The organism is Meishania litoralis, from assembly GCF_042611095.1.
GTDB lineage: Bacteria > Bacteroidota > Bacteroidia > Flavobacteriales > Flavobacteriaceae > Meishania > Meishania litoralis.
Window position 1 is genome coordinate 911,568 of sequence record NZ_JBHFPV010000002.1, and the last position, 20,715, is coordinate 932,282.

Below are 20,715 nucleotides of genomic sequence, written 5' to 3' on the forward strand. Positions count from 1 at the left end.
TTCAAATAACGACCGAAATGGCCGAGAATATCGTTCTCGAACATTTTGGCATGAATTGTGGCGCGACGGCCCTCCCAGGTGAAATCGATTTCAATTTCAGGATAAAGGCCAAGGTCGGAAAAGACTACATACTTAAGATATCAAGGCCTGGAGAAGACGATGACTATCTTGACTTTCAACAAAAACTGCTGCTATATATCGCGGATAACGGAGAAAACCTAATCGCTCCAAAAGTTGTTAGCGATCTTCAAGAAAATGTGATAACCACGATTACCGATGCGCATGGAAAAAGCAGAAAAGTACGTCTGCTCACATGGGTATCAGGTCGTTTGTGGAGTACGGTAAATCCTCAACTCGACGATTTGAGGAAAAGTTTGGGCGAACATTGTGGCAAACTGACCAAAGCGCTACAGGGCTTCGATCACCCGCAGGCCCATAGAGAATTCGATTGGGACATCGCCCAATCACTTTGGACCAAAAACCATTTGAATTTGTTCAAAGGAAAGGAAAAAGACCTTATCCTATTCTATCAACAGACATTCGAAGCGTTACAAAAATCGTATTCAAAACTAAGAAAAGGCGTTGTGCATAACGATGCCAATGACAATAATATCATCGTTTCAGACGCGTTGATCCACCCACATGTCGTAACGACCATCGATTATGGCGATTCTTGCCATACCCAGGTTATAAATGATCTTGCCGTTGCCTGCGCCTATGGTATTATGGGCCATAACAATCCTCTAGAGGCTTCTTTGTCGATAGTGAAAGGTTATCACGAGCAATATGCGCTAACCGAGGGTGAAATCGAACATCTATATTGGTGCATAGCCATGAGATTGGTTATTTCGGTCACAAAATCGGCCATTAACAAAATCAAAGAGCCCGACAACGCTTACTTGCAGATCAGTGAGCGACCTGCCTGGGAGCTCTTGATGAAATGGAAGGAAATTAGCCCTGAATTTGCGCTGTTCAGTTTTCGACAGGCTTGTGGGTTTTCAGTTCACCCCGATTCAGGGAAATTTGAAAAGTGGGCGGCGCAAAACAGATTTTCCCTTACTGATCTATTTCCAACGGTCGACAAAAACAAAGTCCATCATCTCGATTTAAGTGTTTCCAGCAAATGGATCGGCCATCGGGAGGAATTCAATGATCTGGAATTTTTTCAGTTTAAGATCGACCGGTTACAAAAAGAGTATCCCGACAGAATTCTTGCCGGAGGGTATTTAGAACCACGGCCTTTATACACATCGACCGAATATGACAAAGTGGGGAATTCAGGTCCTGAAAGCCGCACAATTCATTTGGGCATTGATTTTTGGCTTCCTGAAAAAACGCCGGTACATGCCCTATTTGATGGTGAGGTGGTAATTGCGGTAAACGATGCCGGGGACAAGGAGTATGGCGGATTGCTAATTCTAAGGCATGAATTGGATGGCTTTGGACTTTATTCCTTATACGGCCATTTGACGGTGGCCAGTGTATCCTCTAAAAAAGTCGGCCAACGAATAAACAAAGGAGAGTGTATTGGCCATTTGGGAAACTATCCCGAGAACGGAAACTGGGTCTCCCACCTGCATTTTCAGCTGATGCATTCGCTACTAGACAACAAAAAAGACTTTCCGGGCGTAACCTACCCCAAACAGAAAGAGGTTTGGCAAGGGCTTTGTCCAGACCCCAACCTGCTTTTCAAATTAAAGGAATTAGCTCAAAAACAGGAAACCACCAATCAAGAGTTGATCGATTATCGCAGAAAGCATCTTGGAAAAAGTCTAAGCCTTCAATACAAAAATCCCATTAAAATAGTTCGCGGGGAGGCCCAATATTTATTGGATCAATACGGTCAAAAATATCTGGATACCGTCAACAATGTTGCGCACGTCGGCCACGAGAATTACAAAGTCGTAAAGGCCGGGCAAGAGCAAATGGCACTGCTGAATACCAATTCGCGCTATCTTCATGATCAAATCAATATTTTGGCCCAAGAATTGTTGCAAACGCTTCCCCAAGCGCTCAATGTCGTACATTTTGTGAACTCCGGAAGTGAAGCCAACGAACTTGCCATGCGCATGGTTAAGGCCGCAACCGGACTGAAAGATATAATCGCCTCGGAAGTCGGCTACCACGGAAATACAAACATGTGTATCGACATCAGTTCATATAAGTTCGACGGCAAAGGCGGAAAAGGAGCTCCCGAACATACACACATAATTCCTTTACCCGATGCTTTTCGCGGTAAATATAGAGGATTCGATTCGGGAAGCAAATATGCCGAAGAAGTACAGCTACAAATCGATGCCATTCATAAAAAAAATAGAAAACCCGCGGCCTTTATCATCGAACCTATTATCAGTTGTGGCGGTCAGATCGAATTACCGAACGGCTTTTTAGATAAGGCGTATGATTACGTACGACGGGCCGGCGGCCTTTGTATTTCAGATGAAGTTCAAGTAGGTTGCGGACGTATGGGAAAAACCTTTTGGGGCTTTCAACTTTACGATGTCGTGCCCGACATTATTACGATGGGTAAACCCTTGGGCAATGGACACCCGCTAGCCGCTGTAGTCTGCACCCAAGAGGTAGCGGAAAAATTCGCAAACGGAATGGAATATTTCAACACCTTTGGTGGTAATCCGGTGTCATGCGCGATCGGAAGCGCAGTTCTGCAAACGGTAAAAAATGAAGGACTTCGTAAAAATGCCCAATTGGTCGGGGAGTTTCTAAAGGTTGAGTTGAAAGCCTTGGCCGAAGAGTTTCCGATAATAGGTGATGTACGTGGGCAAGGACTATTTCTCGGTATAGAGTTGGTAGATTCAAAAAAGAACCCCCTACCCGATCAAACCGATTATCTGGTGGATCGAATGAAGGACCACCATGTTTTAATGAGCATCGACGGCCCCGACCATAACGTTTTGAAAATCAAACCCCCGTTGGTCTTTACCCAAGAAAATGCCCGGGAACTATTATGCTATCTTAAGAAAATATTGGCGGAGGATTTTATGAAAAGTTGGGTGGATTGATTGATTTACCAACCTTTCGTCAAAACTTGATTGCACAAAAAAGCCTGTAAACGTTTGTTTACAGGCTTTAAAGCTAAAGTCGGGGTGGCAGCATGCCGCGTATCGTTACAAATAATTGATTTTCAGTATTTTGATTGTACTTGTCTAAATCAAATCCCTTTATGGACACTCGATTTATAAGTAACTTCAGAACGTATTGATTGTGTGTTGTCTACAAGCCAAAATTACAAAGTAAATCGATATCATCGAATATTATAAAAGTCCAAGATTACCTTTGTGCAATCATGTGTAGTAAATATGCCTACCAAGTGTTGTTCTCAAAGTAAAATATTGTCTTATAAAAAGTTCCTTTTACAATCCCCTCAACATATAAGATATCAGGAAACCTGATATCTAAAGTTTTAATCGAATAGTAATAAATGGAATTAACCCAGTATATCCAATTAATATCCGTTTCTTTATCAAACTTAACAGACCATCCACGAGAATTGAGCCAGTCTTGAAATAAAAAGAGAGCCCTCTCTATTGTCATTTTCCAATTATCACTAGGGGTCCATTCTAAGCTATTTTTTTGAAGGTTTCAACATTAACGCACCAAATACCGTAGAGGCTTGCATTACCCCCTTGGTCAAATCAATTGGCAAAATCGAAATTTTACAAAGGAACGACCCCAAAGGCAGCTGAAACCTAATTAACGTCGGAAGTTCGTTACGATTAAACACCAAATACCATGAGGCCACTTTCAATAGCAAAACAAGTTACCAATAGGGATGGTGAATCACTTAAAAGATATCTAGTTGATGTAAGCCGTATCCCAATGATTACAGAAGATGAAGAAGTCGAATTAGCGATTCTTATAAGAAATGGCGACAATTTGGCCCTTGAAAAGTTGGTCAATTCCAATTTAAGATTTGTTATATCGGTGGCCAAACAATATCAAGGTCGGGGTTTGAAATTACTCGATTTGATAAATGAGGGAAATCTTGGATTGGTTAGGGCCGCAACCCGATTCGATGAAACCCGAGGGTTTAAATTCATTTCCTATGCCGTTTGGTGGATACGCCAGGGGATACTTCAGGCGTTGACAGAAACTACAAGAATGGTGAGATTGCCTTTGAACAAAATAAGCGTGATCAACAAGATAACCAAAGCCTCCTCCAATTTTGAACAGATTCACCAAAGACTGCCGTATGCTGAAGAAATCTCGGAACTGATTGACGTTTCCCTTGCTGAGGTCCAACTCTGCATGAAACACTCCATGTGGCCCAAGTCAATGGATGAAACATTAAATACCGAGAGTGACAACTTCACGTTGTATGAAGTTTTAAGTTCGGGCAATTTGGATAACCCTGAAAAGGGCCTTATTGAAAATTCATTAAGGACAGAATTGGAGGGGTTGCTCAATATCCTTTCAGATCGTGAGGCCTACGTGATCAAGAAGTATTATGGCATCGGCGCCAATAAAGCAATGGGAATGGAGGAAATTGCCTACCAACTGGGCATTACGAAGGAACGGATAAGACAGATAAAAACGAGGGCATTGTTACGTTTAAGGAAATCCTCAAAATGCGATTTCCTTAAGGAATATTTGGAATAGGTTCTGTTTTTGAATAATTGCTTTATCACTGAGAACATATCCCATTTTAATCTTCCAATATCTTTTCTTATTGGATTCAACAGTTAAATAATGATTTGTGTTCATACATCAAAACACCATTTATTGACTACCTTTAAAAAGGACTTACTTTCACTTTTTTCAAAGGGCATTAGAATCCTATTATTCAGGCGGAAAACCTATTTTCAATTGTCCTGGATTTAGGATGTACAAGCTTATTTGATTTTTACGCACCAACTAAGTGACCACCTTTAGTTTTAAACGAATTATATGAGGTTATACATAAAATACATGGTCAGTCTTCGCTGTAAAATGTTGGTAAAGGAAGAATTAAAAAAGTTGGGACTGGACTACGTAATATTGAATCTGGGCATGGTTGAAACTATGGGGGAAATTACTGATGAAAAGCGAATCCAGCTCAAGAATAATCTACTCAAGTCCGGATTGGAATTGTTGGATGATAATAGGAGTATATTAATCGAAAGAATAAAAAATGTAATAGTTGAGATGATCCATCACAATGATGAAATTCCAAAAACAAATTATTCTGGTTATTTAAGCGAAAAATTGGGATACGACTACACCTATCTGTCGAATACATTTTCAGAAGTGCAAGGAATCACCATACAGCATTATATTATCAAACATAAAATTGAAAAGGTAAAGGAATTGTTGCTATATAATGAGCTCAACTTAGCCGAAATAGCCCATAAGCTTCACTATAGTAGCCCAGCGCATTTGTCAAATCAATTTAAAAAAGTCACTGGCCTCACACCTTCATTCTTCAAAAAAATGAAGAAAAAAAGACAGCAAAATTTGGAAAACCTGTGATATATGTAAGGACCACAAATATTTATATAGCAAAATTCCCGTGGTTCTGTCGCATCTTTGCCTACTGTTATGATGTTAACGAACAGGACTAAATACACAACATGTATGGACATATTCGAAAAGAACAATTTGGTTTACGGTATTCTTAAAAAAATAAGAGATGTCTTTAGGCCTGTATTCGATAATACAAGCAAAGAAACTGCAAGATGGAAGGAATTGGAGAAAAACCTTCAACCCGATCTGATCAAAATCAGAAAGTGACTTCGGTCAATTTCAAATACGCGGCCTGAACCATACTAGGAGAAAGAGAATTTAACTTTGTTTATTGATAAGTGCTTTTAGATTATTCAAAAGCCCAAAAAAGAGCAGGAACTAAAAAACACTGCTCTTTTTTCATTAAAAGGCAAAAAGGGTTGGTGGTGCGGTAACCATTGTTTTTGTAAAGCAAATTTATATCGAAAGTAGCATTGATAAATTATAGTCCATGAGAAAATGCGTTATCTGTTTTGTGCTTTTATTAATAATGCTGGTGGTCGCAGTTTCACTTCCATAAATCAATAAAAAATAAAAATTATGTCGAGAGAAAAAGAAGGGAAACAAAAATCAGGAAAAACAGCACCATCAAGCACTCCCAAAGAGAAAAAGGCCGCCAAAAGGGCAAAACGGAATGCCAAAAACAGAGCGGAATAGGAAAAAAAAGGCAGATGTCATATATCTTATTCATGCCATAATTGCTCAACTATGGAAAAGGGCGAATTTGAAGAATCCAAGAAGTTTAACTTGGTAGATGCACTAGAGTATATTTCCAATACGATAGTTGTAAAAAACATAATGGTCGAAAACAACTGTGTCATACAGGCATTTGTATTCGATTATGGCAAAGTGCAATCTTACGAGAAATCCCCTTTTTCACGTTTTATTCACATAATTGAGGGTAAAGCGGAAGTTGTTATCAATGATTACTCCACCTTTATGCAAAAGGGAGACTCGATACTAATACCAGGGTATTCCACCAGCTCAATAGAAGCAAATCATAAATTCAAGATGATTTGTACTACTATTAAGATCTAACTGTAGCGCATGAATGTATAATAGAGAAATGAAACAATGGAAAAAAGGTTTGAAATAGGAGACGTGGTATGCGCGAAGGTAAAACCTTCAATTGCACTTGTTGTACGACTGTATGCTCGCAGAATCTATTACTGTACCCTTCAGAATCAACCTAACGCTAAAGATCAGGTCTATTTTGATAGGGAATTAAAACCTTATGAAGGAGGCACTATCCCTTCGGACACCTAAATAATACAACTTATGAAAGCTAAGGCTTTAATTTATTGTGAGAATGAATTTGGCCGTATAGACGGTAAAGTGGCCAATGGACTTGTTCGGCAATCGGAGACCTATGATATTGTTGGGGTCATTGACAGTTCGAAGGCTGGTCAGGACGCTGGAGAATATCTTGATGGTGTAAAAAATGGCATTCCCATTTTCGAAAGTATAGCACTTGCCTTAGAAGAATTGAGCATTCTTCCGAAATATTTTATCTACGGTATCGCCCCACTGGCTTCCTTTTTAAACGATGAACAACAAGAAATTATTTTTACCGCCATGAAAAGTGGGATGAATATCGTTAATGGTCTTCCTGAATTTTTTAACGAGAATACCCAATTTACCCGTATGGCCCGCAATTATGGAGTAACTATACTGGATGTTAGAAAACCGCCAAAGCGGGAAGACCTCCATAATTTTTCGGGACGCATTCAAGAGGTAAAGGTTCCGATAATTACGGTAATGGGCACTGATTGTGCGGTTGGTAAAAGAACCACCGCATTGGCATTGGTGGAAGCCTTACGCAATGAAGGTCTGAACGCCGTCTTTGTGACCACCGGTCAGACAGGCTTGCTCCAAGGCTCTAAATACGGAGTGGCTATAGATGTTTTGACATCAGGATTTGCTACCGGCGAAGTTGAAAACGCCATCTTAAATGCCTATGAGCAAGAAGGACCTGACATCATCGTTGTTGAGGGACAGGGAGCATTAAGCCATCCCGCATTTACTTCCTCAAGTGCCATAATTCGTGGGGCAGCGCCTGATGCAATAATCATACAGCATCCACCTAAGCGAAAGAGTTATTGTGACTATCCCAAAATTCCAATGCTGGGCTTGGTAGAAGAGATTGAAATGATAGAAATATTCTCTAAATCAAAGGTGATAGCCATCACCATTAACCATGAAAAAATGACTGCTGTTGAAGTGAACCAAATCATAGAGCAGTACGAATCAGAATATAATCTACCTGTTTCGGATGTCCTTATACATGGATGCGATAAACTGGTAAAGGAATTGGTCAAAACATTTCCAGAGTTAAAGAGAGAGTCGGTGTTGGTTTGAATCTTCCTAGGATAGATATAGATTTAGGAAAGATTGCCCATAACGTACAACAGTTGAAAACGCTTTATGGTTCTAAGGGAATCAATGTAGTAGGAGTAACCAAAGTGATCGGGGGCAATCCAATAATTGCCGACATCTTGGTCAAAAATGGTATTGAAATTCTGGCAGACTCTAGAATTTCGAATATTATAAAAATGCGCAAAGCGGGTATTCGGGCGCAATATCTGTTACTCAGGACACCTGCGCTCAGTCAGGTAGAAGCCGTGGTTATCCATACGCACATAAGTTTAAACTCTGAATTAACTGTTCTAAAAAAACTTTCGGAATATGCCTTAAGAAACCATATCATACATAAGGTTGTTCTTATGGTGGAACTTGGGGACTTACGGGAAGGAATCATGCCTTCGGAAATGAATGCCATGGTAAAAGAGGTCCTAAACTTGGAAGGCCTGGTCTTGGTAGGTATAGGAACGAATCTTGCATGCTTTGGCGGAATAAGCCCTGATGCAGACAAAATGAACGAGTTGTCCTCAATAGCGATTCGTTTGGAAGAAAAATTCAAAATTACCTTGGCAATGATCTCCGGCGGAAACTCTGCAAATTACAACTGGTTTACATCTTCAAAAGATGTGGGCAGAATAAATAGCTTACGATTGGGTGAATCCATTTTTTTAGGTAGGGAAGCACTTCGTAGAAAACAAATACCAGGACTTTTCACTGATATCTTTACTTTACTTGCCGAGGTTATCGAAGCAAAACGAAAACCATCACAACCCTATGGGGAGGTATATCAAAATGCGAATGGTGATATCCCAAAGTTTGAGAACGAAGGCTTAATGGATAGGGCCGTTCTCGCGATTGGAATGCAGGACGTCATCGTTTCAGGAATTACTCCAAAACAAAAAATAACTGTGCTCGGCGCTAGTAGTGATCACATGTTGATAGATAATACCGAAACAAGTTTAAAAGTGGGGGATACCGTAGCTTTCGACCTCAATTATTGTGCGCTATTAAGGGCATTTAGCACCCCAAACATTTCAAAAAACACGATCAACCTATATGAATGTGCAAGCATACTGTGACGCGGTGGAGACAAAAGACCTTCGGCATAAACTTTTAGTCCCCTCCATTTGGATTCGAGAAAACCACTCACAACTGGTGAGTTTGATGGACACGAATTTTAATTTGATTTTTGAACCATCAATTTTGAAAAACTATCAATACTTGGTCCGAGAAGCTATTATTGAAAAAATAGGCCGGATAAGCAAAGTATTGGACAAGCAAGATAAAATTCTGATCATTCGCTCCGCTTGGAGGTCTTTTGAACATCAGCGACTTCTTTGGGAGACTACATTTGCTTCCTTTAAAAAAAAACATCCAGAAAAATCGGATGGCGATATTAAACAGATTATTAGTTATTTCATCGCGCCCCCTACAAAGTCAATGCATGTGACCGGTGGAGCAGTGGACGCTTTGATTTATGATAAGATCGAAGATTGTGTAATGAATTTTGGCACCAACAAAGGATTGGAGATTGATCTTTCAAAAAAGTGCTATCCCTACTATCCGAATATTAGCCCCGAAGCGAAGAAAAATAGAGCCCTGCTGATCAATTTATTTGAAGATGAAGATTTTGTATGTGACCTAAAGGAGTATTGGCATTTTGATTATGGCAATACTATTTGGGCCATTGAAAAAGACAAGGAGTTTGCCATTTATGGCCCCATTACCTAATTGTGCCTATGAGCATACTGAAAAATGGATATGTTGGACAAAAAGGCATTCCATAAAAAAAGGGCTTTCGCCCCTTTTTAATATTTCTGATCCTTAAGAAAACCGTATTAATTTTATGGCAGTATGCCTTCGGTGATTTTTCCAGCTATCATGGCGGGACAATGGCCTGTCAATAACAATGTTACCGTCTCCAGTTCCTTTTTTTGTCTGCTTCATTATTCCTTCTCTATTTACTTGTTGTGATGGGTGCAATACGCATCCTTATCTACACATATTATAAGACGTAAAGATAGTCTAAATGTTACATGATTAGGGTAAGTTTAACACGATACTAGGATAGATAAAATGGGAGACATTGGTTATTTAAGGATTTGTAATTACCATTCTGCTCGTCTGCCGACAATACCCTTCAAAGGCCCATAATGCCATATAGTTGTTAAACATTCCTAGAACGCCTTGTTGAAGCCTAAAAGGCCCTTCGGATCTAAAAAAGTCTTCCGCTAAGGGCGAATGGCCCAATGCTTTCTTTTGTACCGAAATCACCTCTTTTTTAGAGCACCAAAATTTTAATCAGCCAGACTCAAGACGAATAGCGTCATATCTCCACTTTACAATGTGTGATTTATGTAAGATTGTCTTGGATTAGTACAATATACTTGGATACGTGAAATCCTATCTTTATAATAAACCTGATTACTATGGTTAATGACCCTATGGGCGAAATAAAGAACGTACTGAAAAAAGGTCAAAGGAGAAATCTGATTGTTATTGCCGTATTGGCGATATTGCTTTTTGCATTTAAACCATGGGTTCAAATTGGTGCGGGTGAGCGAGGAGTTGTCCAGAATTTTGGCGCCGTACAGGACAAGGTGTTGAATGAGGGAATCCATTTCAAAATACCAATAGTGCAGACCGTCATATTTATGGACGTAAAAATTCAAAAGGCAATGACCGATGCGGCATCATCTTCATCTGATTTGCAGGATGTGGATTTATCCGTGGCCCTCAATTATCACATCATACCAGATAAGGCCAATTTGGTTTATCAAACTATAGGTGTGGAATTCAAAGAGCGTATTATTGACCCCGCCATTCAGGAAGTAATGAAAGCGGTGTCTGCCAGATATACTGCGGAGGAATTGATTACCAAGAGGCCGGCTGTCAGCACCGAGATGCAACAAGCGCTCACTTCTAGATTGCTGGCATCGAACATAGCGGTTGACGCCTTTTCGATTATCTCATTTAGTTTTTCCCAAACCTTTACCGATGCCATTGAGGCAAAACAAACCGCAGAGCAAAATGCACTAAAGGCAAAAAGGGACTTGGATAGGATAAAGGTAGAAGCAGAGCAGACCATTGCCGCGGCAACGGCCGAAGCTGAAGCATTACGGTTACAAAAAATGAATATTTCACCCGATCTTATCGAACTCAGGAAGATAGAGGCAAATCTTAAGGCTATAGAAAAATGGAACGGGATTTTACCTGAGGTAACGGGTGCAGGCGCAATTCCATTTATTGGAGTAGGCGATGCAATTAATAACTAATGATGGGAATATCTGGGGATTTGGATGCAGGATCCATGATTACGATGCTATTGTTTATTCACTTGACGGTGGGCATTATTAGAGGGCTATATAGATATCATATGATTGAAAAATACCATTATAATTACTATGGCGACCCTCCCATGAATTTTTTGCGTAAACTAGCACACAATGGGTTGAATCGCGTTTTTAGCACAACAACTCTTCTTATTTCAGCTTTGCTGGCCATTATGGCATTTTTATTCTTTAATGTATTAATGAATGGCTTAACAACAAAAGGAAGCAACCATGGGATTCAATTATTATTGGGTACTAAATGCTATCTGTAAAAATGCCACAACACATAAGGTTAAAAACAGTGTTTTTATCGATTCAACTATTAGTAAGACTTAAAACCTCTGAACTTCGCGATATATGGTAAAATAGTTGATGCATCCACCATAGTTAGCACTGAAAATTTCGGTTAATGCCCCAAACTACGGAAACATCACTCTTGAAGGTGTTGTCCTGACATAAGCTTTTGTAAGCGTATCAAAGTGGATATTTCCTTGCCATCATCTTCCCAAACCTCAACATGCTCAATAAACGAGATTATAAAATTTTCCCCAATGTGTTTATCCTCATGTAGTGGATACTTTTCAAGGATAACAGATAGAATCTCATCAAAGACAACTATTTCTTCCATAGCCAATGCTGTTTTGCCACAAAACGAATACCCATCCTCAACACACCCAAGAAAGACCCCTTCTATTTCATTTATTTGGCTTATTCCTTGGGAAGGGGCGATGGCCAATGGGATAAGAGATATAAAGAATAGCATTGTACGTATCATTATCTTAATGTCTTTAAAAGGTAGTTTAACTGTTCGTTTTATGGGATGGAACGATACCTTAATTTTATATGTCCAGGGCGTTGTTGACCAAAAACAGTTAGTTATGCAACTGGTTGGCCGTTGGTATCCTGTTTACATTTTAGTATCACCATAATTTGGATGGGGTTTTGGTATTACATTTTTATCATCCCCAATTATTTCTCGGACATCAATTTCAATTCCCCTTGAAATTGTAGTAATCGGGACGTCATTTCTGGTCCCTTCAAAAGGGTTTTCCGACACATCACCTACCTTTTCCATAAGCATGAACACCCATGATATAACAACACTGATCGGAACGGTCATCCAAACAAAGTTCTCAACAATTAGGCGATTCATAAAATATCTATTTTCATCATTGGCCAAATTGAGTCCGATTTCATGAAATTCATGCATCAATCCAAACGGTAGGAGAATCATGAAAATCCATAGAAAAAACAAGTTTAGCGTCGCAAATTGCCTTGGGTATGGAAAGTTTTTGATTCTTTCGACCTTACCTTGTAAGGTAAATAGTTCACCAATGATATTGTTGAACTCCATGTGTCGGAAGTCATCAATCAATCCTTCTAATTTTAATTCTTTAAATTGCTTAGATTGCATATTGAGACACGCTGCTTGTTTATTTGTCATGCTCAGCACAAATTCTTTTTCATCTTCATTTAGATATCCATGAAGTTCTTCTTGTAGCGTCAGATCGTGTTCTCTTACTTCTATCATTTTCATGTGCTCTTTACTTGACTTACTACCCACAAGGGTTTCCCAAGGCTTTTTGATTCTAAGAGCGTATCTAAGAGAAGTCATCCAAGCTATATGGCGCATGATAATAACTTTCTTTATATTAAAAAATTCTTCATCGGTTCTCTCCACTCTGACAAATTCATTGGTAATGAAGTCATTGGCCATAGTAGCCAATAATCTTGAAGTGTTTACGATACCTCCATATATCTTTCGGGCTTCCCAAAGTCTTTCGTAAGAAGCATTGTTTTTAAATCCGGTTATGAATGCGAGAGATGTGCCTATGAGTCCAATGGGAAGCCAAGGCAGATATAACCATTTTAACCCAACCACATCATACAGTATCACCGGTACAATAGACATTAAGAAAAAAAAATAAATATATTTTCTCGTCAATAGGAGTACTATTTTTAAGGAGTAAACAGGTTTTAGATACATACTCTATTTATATTTACAGCTAAGCGGATGTGAACTTTGACTACATGATCACTATGTACGCGAATGATTTGACACTATGATTCTACCGTGCATCAAGCTCGATTAAAACGCTCAATCGGTGGTCGTCAATTTAGAAAATATCGTGTTCTTTTTATATGACTGGATAGGACTTCATACTGAATTTTGCTGTCGTGATTGAAATTTCTATGGTCATATTTCATCATATCCGACTTTGGGTTGTTATTTCAATATTAACCAACCTTATTTTCAATTTCGAGCACTTCCATCCATACCAGTTTGGAGGTAATGACTTAAAAAGCCATCTTTAAAGATGGCTTTTTCAAGGGTGTTGTAACTACAGGTTTTAACCAATCAATTCAACATTTACCGCGTTCAAACCTTTCTCACCTCTTTCGACTGTGAATTTCACCTTATCATCTTCGCGGATTTTATCTACTAGACCACTTTGGTGTACAAAAACATCCTCATCGGAATCTACAGGTTTAATAAAACCAAATCCTTTGGCATTGTTGAAAAATTTTACTGTTCCTTCTTTCATTACTTTATATTTATTGTTTGTTAATCTATTTAATGTTCGTTTGATTTAATAATGTTCATTGTTCTTTACTGTTCTTAAAATTTAGTTCCAATTGCATAGGAATCGACTGTATCTTTCCCAACTTATGCAAAGTTTTGACATGGTCTTTGACAGCAGAGAGAAAGTTTACTTTTGTGTGATAGGGCATCCCATATTCCCTGGCAGTATCAGCAACGATACCGGATATTTTTTTGTAATGGACGTGACAGATATTAGGCAGCAGATGATGTTCTATCTGATAATTCAGTCCCCCTATCAACCATGAAAAAAAACTGCTGTTTGGTGAAAAATTGGTGGTAGTGGCCAATTGGTGAGCGGACCAATCCCCTGCAACCATTCCATCATCATCAGGAAGTGGAAATTCTGTGTCTGGCATTATATGTGCCACCTGAAAAACAATACTGATCAGAAGACCAGTCACAAAGTGCATGCTAAGAAATGCCAGGATGATTATCCAGGGAGCCAGGGGTACCAGGAACAAAGGGATGACCAAGGCGTAGGTATAATAGAATAGCTTCCAAGCGGCTATCTTAATTAGCTCATTTCTAAATTCATTCTTTTTATCGAGAAACCCCATTTTTCGATAGCGGGCAAGCCGGATGAAATCTTTGGCGGTGACCCATGAAATTGTCGACAGACCATAAAAGAACCATACATACAAATGTTGGAACCTGTGGAGCTTATTTTTTTTGGCGTGAGGTGAGAAACGTAGAAAGAAAGGTGCATTTATATCATCATCCGCTCCTTCTATATTGGTATAGGTATGGTGGAGTACATTGTGTTGTATTTTCCAAACGGTGGCATTTGCACCGATCAGGTTCATGGTGTAGCCCAAGTACTTGTTTACTTTTTGATGCTTGGAATAGGAGCCATGTATGGCATCATGCATGATGCCCATACCAATTCCCGCCATGCCAATTCCACTTGTGATGTACAGCACGAAAAGTAACCATTGACTGGCCACAAGGCCAATATTTATAATAATCAGCGGAGCGAAGAAAAAGGTTAGCATTGCTATGGTCTTTGTGACCATGCTCTTGTTGGCATGCTTACTGATGTTGTTTGTTTTGAAATAATGGTTCACCCTCTTTCTCAATGTCCTTGAGAAATCAGTGTTTGCTCTTTTTGAGAATTTCGGATTTTTGATACTGCTAGTAATTTTGTTTTGAATCCCTTCTAGCCTAAGACCTTAAGGATTATGTATAAGCATGAAAACCTTGAGCTACCAGGAGAAAATCTAATTGTGAAGACTTGTTGTATTGGAAAAACTGTATCCCAACCACAATCACTACCCTGCGTTTAGCTTAAAATGTTTTTTGCACTATTGCTTTAAAAAATGAAGAGAGCTGAAAATAAATCGAGAATTGGGTAAGACTAAATGAATCTAGGCTTTCTGAATTTTAACTTCACAAAGATACCTGTAATTTGGGTAACATACCCCAATTATATGTTAAATACTGGTATTCATTATTTTAACCTATGTAATATAGGTAACTGACATAAGTTGGAATTGGATTTTTAGCATGCTTTTTGGGCGTTTCTACTCAAGGCCGTTTTATCAGACATATATGGCAAATCAAAAGGCCTATTCTCCGAATGTCCCAATTCTGGACTTTTTTATGTAGTTTCGTTAATTCATATTTTATCCGACACTTCCAACAAGGTGAAATGGCTAGATGTTTATCCCATCGACATATTTTCTACATATGTCAAAATTTTAGAATTTTATCGACATATTTAAAAAATACAACGGCTAGTTAATCATAAAAGCCCCTGCCATTAATTCCTGTTCTCCTCTAGAAATTCCAATTTTTTCGGCAATCTCCTTCCATTGCCCCACCGATTCCAGAACTTCTTCGATAATAGTATCCATTTGTTTATTGTCCAAACGGAAGTACTCGCCTACACTTTTTGCCAACTCAAAATCCAAGGCATTGTTATCCATATCAATGTTCAATGCTAGTCCGTTTTTGTCTATTGATGGGTTAATATCGTACGCAGGGGAAAGTATCCATCCTTTTGGGGTTAGAATAAAACCATGATTTCGCAAATGGTCGTCGGTATTTGAAATAGCAATGTTAAATACAATCCTGCGCCATAATTGGTGTAAATTTTGATCTACATTAACTCCATCGGACTGTATAAACGCTGCAATATCCAAATAACTTGCCGGACTATCCCGGATAGTATCTTCATTGTTTCCGGTCATGGTCATTGCGGATGAAAAGTGTATCCTCTCCCCTTCCGCCCTATCAAAACGCTGTGTAAAAAATGTATGATATTTTCCAACTATCTTTTCAATTCTTGAAGATGCCATTTCGATACCACAATTTACTGCCAATCGATATGCCAAAAATTCCCAAGCCCCTTTATCTATTGTATCGTTCTTGGAAGGAAATTTTGCTATCCATAAGTTTCCGTGTTCATCCAAGATATTAGCCTTCGGTCTTGCTCCCCCAAGAGAAGATCCCGGAGCCATAAGAACGGCTAGCCACTTTTTTGCTTCTTCGTTACCCGTATCATTCTCAAAATTTTTGACTGCTTCTTGAAGCTCCCTGACCGATGACCACGGTGGGGTGGGATTGCTTTCGCTATTATCAAGAAATGGGCCTTTAGGATCCGTTTTAAAACGTAAAGCCCCCATCCGGCTTTCATCATAGACACCTAGCAAGTAATCAATCTCATATAAGGTCGGAGCCTTTTGAGCCTTTTCTTTTGCAAGTTGAGCCGCTCGTCTTTTCATTAGTGTTCTTCCCCACGTATCGGGCATGCTATCCAAAAAAACTCCAAAGTTTTCCTTGTTATTGGGGTACTGCGGACCCGAATAAAATTGAATATCCGAGTCTAACAATAGCTGTTGTTCCGATTGTATCCAATCCTTATTGTATTCGAAACTGAAGGCTTTTTTCCCTTTGGCATAATGGGCCGCAAGAACACCTATCAGCTTAGCTTCTGGCATTCCTTGCCAATGTGCATAAACGTATATGTCAAATTTACCCTGTGCCATTCTTCCCTTTTATAATAAATCTAGGTCCTGTAGTTTTCTTCCGAATTCGTCATCTGTTGCTAACTTCAAGAAATCATCTTGTAAACCAAGTGCAATCAGAACATTAAAATATGACCCGATCGCGACCTTCGAATTTCCTTTTTCAATTTCGTAAAGGGTTCGTCTATTTATCCCAGCCCTTTCGGATATCTGAATAGTGGTAAGCTTTCTTCGTTTACGGGCAAGTTTGATATTTTCCCCTACCTGTTCCATTATCTTTTGATATTTTGGAAATAGCACGGCTCTCTTATTTTTCATTATGGGTAATATTTATCCCAAATATAACATTTTTGAGCAAAATAATACCCTTTTTAAATAAAAATGTTCTTGGAATCAATAAGCGTCCGTCTTTCAAAGAGAGTATATTCGGCGAATTTTCACGATTATTTGTAACAGAGTAAGGGTAATTTTTTCAATTTTTTGTAACAAAGTCAGGGTAAATATTATACTAAAATTAGCCTAGACTGTTGTACCAAAATTAGCCCTACATGTAAAATATCACTAAAGTTAAATTGAAATATGACAATTCATAACCTTTTTCTTCCTTCCCCCTATCCACAAGAAGTGCCCTTCAGGTCACAAATTCCTATTGACCGAACACATTGATTTATTCACAACTTGCTGGTAGTTTATGTTTGGGGCAAGTCCGTCCCAAATCTTACCCCAAAACTTTGCGCCTGGATCCTGTCCGGTTTTTGCAGCGATTCCGGCAGATTAGCGTTAAGCAAAAACCGGATAGGGCGCACCCCTACTCTCGATTTGGAACGCTGTCCTGCTTTTTGGCCCACCTTTCAAAATCCTTGTAGATAACTTCGTGGTCTTCAAAATAGCCCCTTGCCCTGCCAAGACCTTCCTGTCTCGCTGTACTAACAGCATCCTGCATTTTAAGTTCATATTTGATATTATAGTAGCCGAAATAATAGAACGCACTAGTATTGATAATTACATAGATGTAGAACAATGCAAGCTCCCATTTGGGAGTCCATCTAGATTTTTCAACCTTTTTTAAAACTTCCTCCATCCGTTCTTCATAGGAATCCTTGGTTCGGTTCTGAAGCCTTAAGAATTCCTTTATTTGGAATTCTAGATGAGAGGTATCTATTTTGATTTCTGCGTCATCAAACTTTTTAGAAAGTTCTTCCAGTTTTCCAATGGAATTGTTGAACCCCGATATTTCTTGGGTAAACACTTCCATAATTTCGTCCAGCTTTGCCATAGTATTATATTTCCATTCCTAATCCAATCGATTTTTTGACTGCCATTTTGATGGCCTTATTTGCTTGGGTCGTTGCCAAGTTCGACGACACCCCTGCGGTCTTTTCAAGAAGGTTCATTGTGTTTTCCTTAGCATTTTTTTGGGCTACCGTTCTATCCAGCCCGATTCGCTCAGCTATTCTTCCCATGGACATGGAGCGGTGTACATGGCTTCCTTTTAGGCTTTCTCCTTTGTACTCAAATCGAAAACCCTGAAGTTGGTTCTGTTTATTGATGCTCGGAACGATTTCTACATGCCGTTGCTTCATATACTTGATATACTGGTCAAAATCCTTTGGTCTCATTTCCGTCATGACTTTTTCATGGATTTGTTTTATTTCCGCCCGTATATCCTTAACCTTATCCAGTTTTTGTTGTTGAACCTCTCTGACCGTTGTCATGCCCAATTGCCTTGCTACCTTTTCGGCGGCTAGTTGGCTCCGTTTTCCGATAAAGTTGTCCTTATACGCCTTTCCTTCAAAGTTTATGCGGTTTACATACAAATGGATATGGATGTGGCTCATATTCCGATGAACAAATGCAATCGCCTGTCGTTCCTGTAATTTCATTTCCTTTACGAATCGTTCCGTGATTTCTCTTAGTTCCCTTGTCTTTAATTCCCGGCCATCTTCTATGGTGGGACTCAGTACAAAACTCAATGTATTCTTTTTGCACTTGTGGTTTTGCGATTGTATGACCTTGAATTCCTGTGTAATTTCCTTGGGGTCACCCCCAGACAGATGTTGCCGATACACTACTTCGGCATCCTTTTCATCGTTCCAACCGTACCCCATAGAAGCTCCGGTATGCGATATGGATTTCCCAAGACCTATCATTTCTTGAAACCCAAAAGATGTCTACGTATCTTATTTGCCAATTGCACTACTTCATCGGCCAGCTTCGGATTGCGCTTCCGGAACATATTTCCGATGCGTTTAAAGTTGAGTTCATACTTGGCCAGCATCTTGTACATTTCGATCTGCTCCTTTGTAAAGCGTTCGATGATCCTGTCCTCAAATGCGGCACGGCGACAATACTCACTTATGGAAAGTCCGCTCTTTTTGGCCTTGACCCTGAGCAGCTTCTTCTCATAAATGGAACATCGAAATTGTACGAACTCCTTTTTCACTTTTGGTATTTCTGGATATTATTTCCGAGCATTTTTTTAATAGTCCTAATCGAGATTCTGTTTTAATTCACATATTGAAAACCCGATTGCTAGTTCCTATTCTTTTGCGACCAACGGGAGCAAAAGCGAGATTTGTCATGACAATGACACATCTCGAATTACTACTTACTAATAAATATTGGATACTATTTTCATTTTTAGTATTTCTGTATTCATATACTATTCTCAATCATTTTCTCGATTAAAAATTGATATCGGTATTGAATTATTTTTTCTTCTTTTCAGGTGCAATTTTTTTATCGAACTCCCTATCCAAATAATCATCGGATAGATTAGGTTCGCCCAACAGCCAAGCATCGATAATATCCTTATCGAAGAATTTCTGACGGATATGTTTGTTGCCGCCCATAGGTATCAACCGTAATTGAGTAAGTTTGTAAATCTTACTTTTTGAGAGTCCAGTATAGGCCACAAGGTCATCAACGTTCATCACTTTCTTTTGATGGGAAAGAAGCCCCTTGATATCCTTTAGGAGTTCTATCATGTCGTTTTCCGTTTCCATAATTTTCGCTTTTAATAGAGCCGCAATGCGGCCTACTTGTGTTACAAATGTGCGATGCAATGTAAATGGATGATAGCAAATGGAAGGGCGAAAAGGGGAAATCTCCCCCTAAGATCTTTTAAATATCCCCCAAAAAGTCGAAGAACGAGTCTATAAGTTCTTCAGTTTCTCTTGTTAAGGGGTTTTTATTATAACTTTTTGAAAGCTTCTTGGCGAAAATCAACTCCCCTTTATTGTAGATTTTCTCGGAGCGTTCAAAAGTTGATAGATGTAGTCCTTTTTTGAACGGCTTGAATTTTTCCAATATGTACTTTAGTTCGGCCTGAGTGCAATTGAAATGCAGCACGGATTCATGGTCTTCGAAATCGTACACCAGCACATTGTAGAAATGTTCGAATTCGTTCCGGTTTTCGTCCAAAAATTCATTGTTAATCAATGAATTATATATTCTCCTGAGGATATATTCATTGAAATCCATATGTAAACCGACCAGTCTCATGGAAGGGTTCCTATATCGTTTTCTTAATTTGTCCTTATAGGCATCCGAAATCAGTATCCCGAATACGGTAACGACAAATGCGATTATCGGAATCGAGGCCAACCAGAGCTTTCCATAATCTACATAAAGGTCATAGGCCATATATAGAAAGAACAGCCCGAAAAGGGTCATACCGAAGATGAAACCGTTGTTTCCCCTTTTCATAAAGGTGGCATAGTCATCGTTGACCTTGGTTTTCCTTTCGTTCAGGGCCACCAGCCAATCCGCGATATGATCGATAATCTTTTTCAATTTTCCTGGCTATTGATTTCAAGATAGTTAAAAAGGATTTGTGCTCTAAATGATTATCGATGGGATGCCAGATTAACTGGACGGAAGTATCAAAAAGTTTTGTGGGCAGGGAGAAGAAAGGTCATGCGGCCTTTTGCTGCATGTGCTTTCGTGCGGC

At 39.2% G+C, this 20,715-nt stretch carries 21 protein-coding genes; 10 read left to right on the plus strand and 11 right to left on the minus strand.

Translation table 11 applies throughout. From position 1 onward, the window contains the following. Positions 1-17: 17 nt before the first annotated feature. From ACEZ3G_RS13255 to ACEZ3G_RS13300, 10 genes are all read left to right on the plus strand, one after another. Positions 18-3,020 carry an aminotransferase class III-fold pyridoxal phosphate-dependent enzyme gene (locus tag ACEZ3G_RS13255; RefSeq protein ID WP_432425974.1) on the plus strand — a complete coding sequence of 1,001 codons (3,003 nt, stop codon included), beginning with the start codon at positions 18-20 and terminating at the stop codon, positions 3,018-3,020. Between the two features lie 730 nt (positions 3,021-3,750). Continuing rightward, positions 3,751-4,617: a sigma-70 family RNA polymerase sigma factor gene (locus ACEZ3G_RS13260; protein ID WP_432425975.1), complete on the plus strand. Its 867-nt coding sequence runs from the start codon at positions 3,751-3,753 to the stop codon at positions 4,615-4,617. 288 nt (positions 4,618-4,905) lie between these two features. Then, positions 4,906-5,466, plus strand: a complete 561-nt coding sequence (locus tag ACEZ3G_RS13265; RefSeq protein WP_432425976.1) for a helix-turn-helix domain-containing protein — start codon at positions 4,906-4,908, stop codon at positions 5,464-5,466. A gap of 105 nt (positions 5,467-5,571) precedes the next feature. Next, positions 5,572-5,727 (plus strand): hypothetical protein, encoded by a 156-nt coding sequence (locus ACEZ3G_RS13270; RefSeq protein ID WP_432425977.1) that lies wholly within the window; start codon positions 5,572-5,574, stop codon positions 5,725-5,727. A gap of 846 nt (positions 5,728-6,573) precedes the next feature. Further along, entirely contained in the window at positions 6,574-6,765 is a 192-nt protein-coding gene (locus ACEZ3G_RS13275; protein WP_432425978.1) for a hypothetical protein, read from the plus strand. Between the two features lie 12 nt (positions 6,766-6,777). Further along, positions 6,778-7,857: a DUF1611 domain-containing protein gene (locus ACEZ3G_RS13280; protein WP_432425979.1), complete on the plus strand. Its 1,080-nt coding sequence runs from the start codon at positions 6,778-6,780 to the stop codon at positions 7,855-7,857. Continuing rightward, a complete protein-coding gene (locus ACEZ3G_RS13285; protein ID WP_432425980.1) occupies positions 7,854-8,939 on the plus strand; it encodes an alanine/ornithine racemase family PLP-dependent enzyme in 1,086 nt (361 codons plus the stop codon). The genes ACEZ3G_RS13280 and ACEZ3G_RS13285 overlap by 4 nt, the downstream gene beginning before the upstream one ends. Before the next feature lie 124 nt (positions 8,940-9,063). Beyond that, positions 9,064-9,591, plus strand: coding sequence for a M15 family metallopeptidase (locus ACEZ3G_RS13290; protein ID WP_432425981.1), 528 nt, complete (start codon positions 9,064-9,066; stop codon positions 9,589-9,591). 698 nt (positions 9,592-10,289) lie between these two features. Continuing rightward, the gene (locus ACEZ3G_RS13295) at positions 10,290-11,135 is read left to right on the plus strand and encodes a prohibitin family protein (RefSeq protein WP_432425982.1); all 846 of its coding nucleotides are present in this window, start codon (positions 10,290-10,292) and stop codon (positions 11,133-11,135) included. After that, positions 11,135-11,464: a hypothetical protein gene (locus ACEZ3G_RS13300; RefSeq protein WP_432425983.1), complete on the plus strand. Its 330-nt coding sequence runs from the start codon at positions 11,135-11,137 to the stop codon at positions 11,462-11,464. The genes ACEZ3G_RS13295 and ACEZ3G_RS13300 overlap by 1 nt, the downstream gene beginning before the upstream one ends. A 158-nt stretch (positions 11,465-11,622) precedes the next feature. Here the strand turns inward: ACEZ3G_RS13300 and ACEZ3G_RS13305 are convergent, their stop codons facing one another. The 11 genes from ACEZ3G_RS13305 to ACEZ3G_RS13355 all read right to left on the minus strand — a co-directional run bounded on the left by ACEZ3G_RS13305 (position 11,623) and on the right by ACEZ3G_RS13355 (position 20,558). Further along, the gene (locus tag ACEZ3G_RS13305) at positions 11,623-11,967 is read right to left on the minus strand and encodes a hypothetical protein (protein ID WP_432425984.1); all 345 of its coding nucleotides are present in this window, start codon (positions 11,965-11,967) and stop codon (positions 11,623-11,625) included. Positions 11,968-12,099: 132 nt separating this feature from the next. Then, positions 12,100-13,137 carry a bestrophin family protein gene (locus ACEZ3G_RS13310; RefSeq protein WP_432425985.1) on the minus strand — a complete coding sequence of 346 codons (1,038 nt, stop codon included), beginning with the start codon at positions 13,135-13,137 and terminating at the stop codon, positions 12,100-12,102. A 406-nt stretch (positions 13,138-13,543) separates the two neighbouring features. Then, positions 13,544-13,738 (minus strand): cold-shock protein, encoded by a 195-nt coding sequence (locus tag ACEZ3G_RS13315; RefSeq protein WP_432425986.1) that lies wholly within the window; start codon positions 13,736-13,738, stop codon positions 13,544-13,546. A gap of 55 nt (positions 13,739-13,793) precedes the next feature. Continuing rightward, positions 13,794-14,789, minus strand: a complete 996-nt coding sequence (locus tag ACEZ3G_RS13320) for a fatty acid desaturase family protein (protein ID WP_432425987.1) — start codon at positions 14,787-14,789, stop codon at positions 13,794-13,796. Between the two features lie 741 nt (positions 14,790-15,530). Next, complete coding sequence (locus ACEZ3G_RS13325) at positions 15,531-16,784, minus strand: type II toxin-antitoxin system HipA family toxin (protein ID WP_432425988.1); 1,254 nt, start codon at positions 16,782-16,784, stop codon at positions 15,531-15,533. A gap of 9 nt (positions 16,785-16,793) precedes the next feature. After that, entirely contained in the window at positions 16,794-17,081 is a 288-nt protein-coding gene (locus ACEZ3G_RS13330) for a helix-turn-helix domain-containing protein (protein ID WP_432425989.1), read from the minus strand. A 490-nt stretch (positions 17,082-17,571) separates the two neighbouring features. Then, entirely contained in the window at positions 17,572-18,039 is a 468-nt protein-coding gene (locus ACEZ3G_RS13335) for a DUF6730 family protein (protein ID WP_432425990.1), read from the minus strand. A gap of 4 nt (positions 18,040-18,043) precedes the next feature. Then, the gene (locus ACEZ3G_RS13340) at positions 18,044-18,913 is read right to left on the minus strand and encodes a relaxase/mobilization nuclease domain-containing protein (protein ID WP_432425991.1); all 870 of its coding nucleotides are present in this window, start codon (positions 18,911-18,913) and stop codon (positions 18,044-18,046) included. Then, positions 18,910-19,206 (minus strand): mobilization protein MbpA, encoded by a 297-nt coding sequence (gene mbpA / locus ACEZ3G_RS13345; protein ID WP_432425992.1) that lies wholly within the window; start codon positions 19,204-19,206, stop codon positions 18,910-18,912. Before mbpA ends, ACEZ3G_RS13340 begins: the two co-directional genes overlap by 4 nt. A 265-nt stretch (positions 19,207-19,471) precedes the next feature. Then, a complete protein-coding gene (locus ACEZ3G_RS13350; protein WP_432425993.1) occupies positions 19,472-19,768 on the minus strand; it encodes a helix-turn-helix transcriptional regulator in 297 nt (98 codons plus the stop codon). Positions 19,769-19,886: 118 nt separating this feature from the next. Beyond that, the gene (locus tag ACEZ3G_RS13355) at positions 19,887-20,558 is read right to left on the minus strand and encodes a hypothetical protein (RefSeq protein WP_432425994.1); all 672 of its coding nucleotides are present in this window, start codon (positions 20,556-20,558) and stop codon (positions 19,887-19,889) included. Positions 20,559-20,715: the final 157 nt, after the last annotated feature.